5 protein-coding genes are annotated in these 6,052 nt (G+C 67.8%); 1 reads left to right on the top strand and 4 read right to left on the bottom strand.

Annotated features, from left to right (window positions below; all coding sequences use genetic code 11):
- Nucleotides 1-146: 146 nt before the first annotated feature.
- Nucleotides 147-2,534, bottom strand: coding sequence for a membrane-bound PQQ-dependent dehydrogenase, glucose/quinate/shikimate family (locus SB4_RS14830; protein ID WP_058753185.1), 2,388 nt, complete (start codon nucleotides 2,532-2,534; stop codon nucleotides 147-149).
- A gap of 120 nt (nucleotides 2,535-2,654) precedes the next feature.
- Here SB4_RS14830 and SB4_RS14825 point away from each other — a divergent pair, with 120 nt between their 5' ends.
- A complete protein-coding gene (locus tag SB4_RS14825; RefSeq protein WP_058753184.1) occupies nucleotides 2,655-3,626 on the top strand; it encodes an alpha/beta fold hydrolase in 972 nt (323 codons plus the stop codon).
- On the opposite strand, the gene SB4_RS14820 is transcribed toward SB4_RS14825, so the two are convergent.
- The 3 genes from SB4_RS14820 to SB4_RS14810 form a co-directional block, all read right to left on the bottom strand.
- Nucleotides 3,589-4,281 (bottom strand): GIN domain-containing protein, encoded by a 693-nt coding sequence (locus tag SB4_RS14820; protein ID WP_082670198.1) that lies wholly within the window; start codon nucleotides 4,279-4,281, stop codon nucleotides 3,589-3,591. The genes SB4_RS14825 and SB4_RS14820 overlap by 38 nt on opposite strands.
- Before the next feature lie 41 nt (nucleotides 4,282-4,322).
- Nucleotides 4,323-5,084 (bottom strand): head GIN domain-containing protein, encoded by a 762-nt coding sequence (locus SB4_RS14815; protein ID WP_241488638.1) that lies wholly within the window; start codon nucleotides 5,082-5,084, stop codon nucleotides 4,323-4,325.
- A gap of 117 nt (nucleotides 5,085-5,201) precedes the next feature.
- Complete coding sequence (locus tag SB4_RS14810) at nucleotides 5,202-5,735, bottom strand: CarD family transcriptional regulator (RefSeq protein ID WP_042486954.1); 534 nt, start codon at nucleotides 5,733-5,735, stop codon at nucleotides 5,202-5,204.
- Nucleotides 5,736-6,052 lie beyond the last annotated feature (317 nt).

Here is a 6,052-nt window from a genome sequence, read left to right as displayed (position 1 = left end):
TCGTGGGCTCGGCCGCGGCGATGGTCTCGGTGAGACTCCTTTCCCTCTCCCATCCCCTCCCGCCTGCGGGAGGGGCGTGTCTGGGACGATTGTTCGCGCTCCAACCGCCGTTCAACCTGATCGAAGTCGAAGGCCAACGGAAACCCTCACACCCCCTTCGGCAAGGCAAACGCCATGGTATAATCCCCATAGCGCGTGCCCAGCGCGCCATGCCCGCCAGCGGTGATGACGACATATTGCCGCCCATCCCGCCCGCGATAGGTCATCGGCGTCGCCTGCGCCCCCGCAGGCAGTCGGGCGCGCCACAGCACCTTGCCGCTCTTCAGGTCATAGGCGCGCAGATACTGGTCGGTCGTCGCCCCGATGAACACCACCCCGGAGGCGGTGATGATCGAGCCGCCCAGATTGGGCACGCCTGTCTTGATCGGCACACCCAGATGGCTGCCGAACAGGCCGGTATCCTGTGCGGTGCCCAGCACCTTTTTCCACACAACCTGCCGCGTGTTGAGATCGACCGCCGTCAGATGGCCCCAGGGCGGCGCGTTGCACGGTGCGCCGAACATCCCGATCCAGGCGGCGACCACCGCGACATAGGGGGTGTTATACTGGGTCTGGAGATTGGGCTCGCGTGCATTCTCGCCGCCCTTCTTCTTTTCCATGTACTTTTTCACACGCGGATCGTCGCGGCGCATCAGCCAGATCTTGAACGGCATCTCCATCGTGTTGACGGTGAAGATCTGCCGCACCGGATCGAGCGCCGCGCCGCCCCAGTCGGTCACGCCGTCGAACGCCGGATGACCGATGATCGGCCTCAAGCCGGTCGGCTGGTAGATGCCCGTCCCCTGCGCGCGGCGGATATCGATCCGGCAGAAGAGCTGGTCGATCGGCGTCGCGCCCCAGGTCGAGACTTCGGTCGGGGCGGGGGGCGTGAAGGAGGGCAGGCCGACCGACCAGGGCTGGGTCGGCGACACCTTTACCCCCGGCGTCGCGCCATCCTGTCGCGCGGGGCGCTCGACGATGGGCGTGATCGGCGCACCGGTCAGGCGGTTGAGGAAATAGACCTGGCCCATCTTCGTCGTCTGGATCAGCGCCGGGATCGTCTGGCCGTTCGGCGCCCGATAGTCGAACAGCGATGGGCCGATGGGGATGTCCATGTCCCACATGTCGCGGTGGACCAGCTGGCGGACCCAGCGCAGCTTGCCGGTGGCGATCTCCAGCGCGACGATCGCGGTGCCGAACCGGTCGTCGAACGGCCGCCGCCAGCCGATCCAGTAATCGGGCGAGGCGTTACCGGTGCCCAGATAGACCAGGCCATTGGCCGGATCGGCGGTCATCGCGCCCCAGACATTGGGCGTGCCGCGCGTATAGGTCTCACCCGCCGGCAGCGGCGGGATCGCGTCCTGAGAGCGCCCGACGTCCCAGGCCCAGATGCCCGCGCCCGTGATCGGGTCATAGGCGCGCACCACGCCGCTGGAGATGTTGCGGTTGACGTTGTCGACGATCCGCTCGCCAACGATCAACCGGCCGTTCGCGACCACCGGGGGTGAGGTGCTGATCTGGTCGGCGGGGCCCGATACGCCCATATTCTGGCGCAGGTCGATTGCGCCGTTGGTGCCGAAGCCGGGGCAGGGCTTGCCGGTATCGGCGTCCAGCGCCATCATCCGCGCGTCGAAGGTGGGGGCGAAGATGCGGCGCGGGCAGGGCGTGCCTTCGGGGGCCTGATAGAAGGCGACGCCGCGACAGACGAGATAGGAGTTGCCCTGGCGGCTGACCTGATCCTTCCAGCTCCACTTGGTCCGCCCGGTCGTTGCGTCGATCGCCTGGACGATCGAATGCGGCGTGCAGGTATAGAGCGTGTCGCCGATATGGATCGGCGTCGCCTCGGAATGATATTCGCGCTTATGCTCGACGGACTCCGCGCGGTCGGGCAGGTCGCCGGTCCGCTGGGTCCATGCGAGTTCCAGCTTGCCGACATTGGCGGGCGTGATCTGCGACAGCGCGGAATAGCGCTGGCCCGACAGGGTGCCGCCATAATCGGTCCAGTCGCCGACCGGTGCCTGGGCCGCGACCGGCAGCGTGGCGGGGAGCACCGGGTCCTGCGCTTCGGCGGGACGGCTCTTCAGCACCGGCACCGCCAGCATCAGCGCGATGATCCCCAGGGCGGCAGGCATGGCGCGGGTTCGCGCCTTGGGTGTGCGCATCGCGGCGATCAGCCAGGGCAGGATGACCGGGATCAGCAGCACGGTCGGCGCGACGACACGCGGCACCAGCTGAAGCAGGTCGAACCCCACTTCCCATATCGCCCAGATGAGCGTCGCCAGCCAGATCGCGACATAGAGCCAGCGCCCTCGCACATCGCCACGCCCGATCAGTGCACCCGACAGGATCATCGCCAGCCCGGTCAGGACATAATAAGGTGATCCGCCGAGCAATGCGAGATAGCCGCCCGCGACGGCGAAGAATCCACCGAGCAGGGCGAGCACCCAGCCCAATATCCTCGCGCCCCATTTTTTCGCCGAGCCACCACCGCGCATGGGCGATCCCCCTATGACTGTAACAAAATATTGCTCTCAGATGAACGCGTGAGGATGGGCTTGGTTCGCTCTTCTGTTCGGGCGACGCTATTATTTCCGGCGACTGGAGGTGGATACGGCATGGCGACACGGTCTCTGGAGGGGCTTGGCGAGGCGTTGGCGCCGTTCCTGTCGCGCTGGATCGCACCCGACGGCTGGACGCATCGCCGGTATGATCGACCGCGCGAGCCGGGGACGGTTCGGCGCGGGCGCTTGTTGTTCCAGACCGGTCGTGCCGACATGATCGAGAAATATCGCGAGGCGATCGACGATTTTCGTGCGCGCGGCTGGGACGTCACCGCCTTTGACTGGCGCGGGCAGGGCGGGTCGGGGCGGCTGACCCAGGACGGGACCGGCCATATCGACCGGTTCGATCGGCTGACCGACGATCTCGCCGCTTTCCATGCCGATTGGGCCGCGGAAGGCGAAGGGCCGCATGTCGTGCTCGGCCATTCGATGGGCGGCTTTATCACCCTGTCCGCGCTGGCGGCGCAGCGGATTGCGCCCGATGCAGTGGTGCTGACCGCGCCGATGATCGCCCTGCGTTCGCCGGTCGGGCAGTGGGCGGGGGCGCGGTTCGCGCGCTGGCAGGTCGGGCGCGGCGATCCGCTGCGTCCCGCCTGGCGTCGCCTGGAGACCGAGGCGGCGGCTGCGGCGCGGCAGAAACGACTGACCCATGATCTGGCGCGCTTCGCGGACCAGCAGGAGTTTCGGCGGCAATGGCCGGACCTGTGCCTGGGCTCACCCAGCTGGCACTGGGTGGCGGAGGCGTTTCGCGCGACGGCGGCCTTGCGCGGCGATCCGGGGCTGGCGCGGATCGAGGTGCCGGTACTGATGCTGGTGGCGCTGGCGGACCGGCTGGTCGACGCGCGCGCGGCGGGGCAGGTGGCGGCGCGGCTGCCCAAGGGGGAGCTGGTCGCCTTCGGCAAGGACTGTGCACACGAGATATTGCGCGAGGCCGATCCGATCCGCGCCAATGCGTTCGCCGCGATCGATGCCTTTCTGGCGCGGGTGGTTAGGGCGCCCCGCAGCGCACCGGACCGCCACCCATGATCCGGCATTTGGCCGTGCCCTCTACGGTGACGCGGCCGAGCCCGGCATTGGTGACCGTCGCGGTGTAGCGCGCCCGCGCGCCGATCTCGCCCGGCCCCTCCAGCGTGACGAACAGGTCGCCCGCCTCCAGCCCATCGGCGGCCAGCGCGACCGGGCCATTGGCGAGCAGCCGCGCCTTGGCCACGCGCCCGCCGCCGATGGTCAGCTTGGCGGGGCCGAGCAGCGTCGCGTTCAGCTGATCGCCATCGGCCCGGTCGACACGAATCTCGCCCGCGCCGGTGATCGACAGGGTCAGCGCCGCGCCCCGCATCCCCTCCGCCGTCACCTGGGCACCGCCGATGACGGTGATCGCGGACAGCGGCGGGGCGGTGAGGGTCAGGGTGACCGGGCCGCCGCCCCGTGACGATGCGCCGTCGCCAGCGATCCGCCGGAGGACCAGCGTGCCGTCCGACAGCCGCGTCTCGACCCCGCGCAACGCCTCCGTCTCGCCCGACAGAAGCCCTCGCGGCGACGGTCCTGTGGTGAGCGTCACCAGGAACGGGCCTTCCACTCGCAACTTCTGGAAACTGCTCAGGTCGACCCGGCGCTCGGCGGCCTGTGCCGAGGTGAGGGGAAGCATTGTAGCGAGGACGATCGGCAGGGCGGGACGGAGCATGGCGCTATCCTCGTCCGCTCACACCCGCCCCGCAACCCGGATCAGCGACCGCAGCGCGCCGAACCCGATCCCATCTTGCTGACCGTGCAGGTCGATTGCGGGCCCAGATCGGCACTGCCCGATCCCATCAGGCTGACCGAGGCCGCGCCCTCCACCCGTGCGGCGACATTGCCCGAGCCGGCGATCGAGACATTGGCCTGGCGCGTGCGCAGTCCAGGCCCACGGAAGTCGCCCGATCCCGCGACGCTCACCTTCAGCGACCCGGCCGTGCCGGTGGCGGTGATCGATCCCGATCCGGCGATCCCCATATCGGCCTGGCCGACGCGCATCGCGCCGATGACCATATCGCCCGACCCCGCGATGCCGCCATGGAAGCGCGGCCCTTCCACCCGGTCGATCGTCATCCGGCCCGAACCCGAGACACCCGCATCGGCCAGGCGCGGCAGCGTGACGAGGATGCGAACCCCCTTGCCCTTGCTCCAGCCCCAATGCGTGCCCTTCTTGCGGCCGATGCGCAGGGTCGCGCCGTCGCGCGCGATCTGCAACTGGTCGAGCGTGTCCGATGGTCCCTCCGCCCGGACCGAATAGCCGCCGCCGACCCGAACCTCGACCGGATCGCTGCCGCGCAGGTCTACGCCAGTGAAATCGCGCGCGGCGAAGGTGCGGACATTGCCCGATCCTTGCGCGGGCACGGCATCGCCCTCGTCCGAGGACCGACTGAACGAACAGGCGGCGGTCGGGATGGCCAGGGCGGCGACGGCGATCATGGGGGCGATCAGGGGCAGGCGGTAGGATCGGATCATGGACACTCTCCTGTGTATTGTGCAATAAATACACCACGAGGTCATCTGCCCGCAAATGAAAAGGGGCGGCCCCATAGGAGCCGCCCCTTGTTCGTCTCGGAGAGAACCGACCGCGGATCAGGCGGCGGGCTTTTCCTTGTTATAGATGGCGGCGGCAGCGCGCAGGATTTCCAGGATCTTTTCCTGAGCGCGCGGCTCGTCCACCTCTTCCATCGCGGCGAGTTCACGGGCGAGGCGGCTGGTCGCGGCCTCGAAGATCTGCCGCTCGGAATAGCTCTGCTCGGGCTGGTCGTCGGCGCGGAACAGGTCGCGGACCACCTCGGCGATCGACACCAGGTCGCCCGAGTTGATCTTGGCTTCATATTCCTGGGCGCGGCGCGACCACATGGTGCGCTTGACCTTGGGCTTGCCCTTCAGCGTTTCCATCGCCTCGCGCATGGTCTTGTCCGAGGACAGCTTGCGCATGCCGACCGACTCGGCCTTGTTGGTGGGAACGCGGAGCGTCATGCGCTCCTTTTCAAACCGCAGCACATAGAGTTCGAGCTGCATCCCTGCGATTTCCTGCTTTTGCAGCTCGATAACGCGGCCCACGCCATGCTTGGGGTACACGACATAGTCACCGACGTCGAAGTGGAGCGCCTTGGCAGCCATTGGGGGCCTTTCCGGGTCAAAGGCCTTCGCGCGAGCGCCGGACGAGCGGAATGGGGTCCACTGTTCTCATCGGCCTCGGGAAGGAAGGGTCGAACACATCAAGGCGGGCGGTCGCAAAAACAGCTAGGCCCGTCGCGGAACCATATAGCATGGTCGCAACAAAATTACCAGCATCTGTGTAAGGTAGCGGAACCCTTGGGCGCGAACGCCCCATTGGTCGCCATTCCATCTTTCCTCCCCTGCAAGGGGAGGGGGACCATGCGGAGCATGGTGGAGGGGTGTCCCGCTCTCGATGGGGGAACACCCCTCCGTCAGGG

It is taken from the genome of Sphingomonas sanguinis (genome assembly GCF_001476905.1).
In the GTDB taxonomy this organism is placed as follows: Bacteria; Pseudomonadota; Alphaproteobacteria; order Sphingomonadales; family Sphingomonadaceae; genus Sphingomonas; species Sphingomonas sanguinis_B.
The sequence above is the reverse complement of the archived record's forward strand: the minus strand, read 5'-3'. Positions and strand labels throughout refer to the sequence as shown.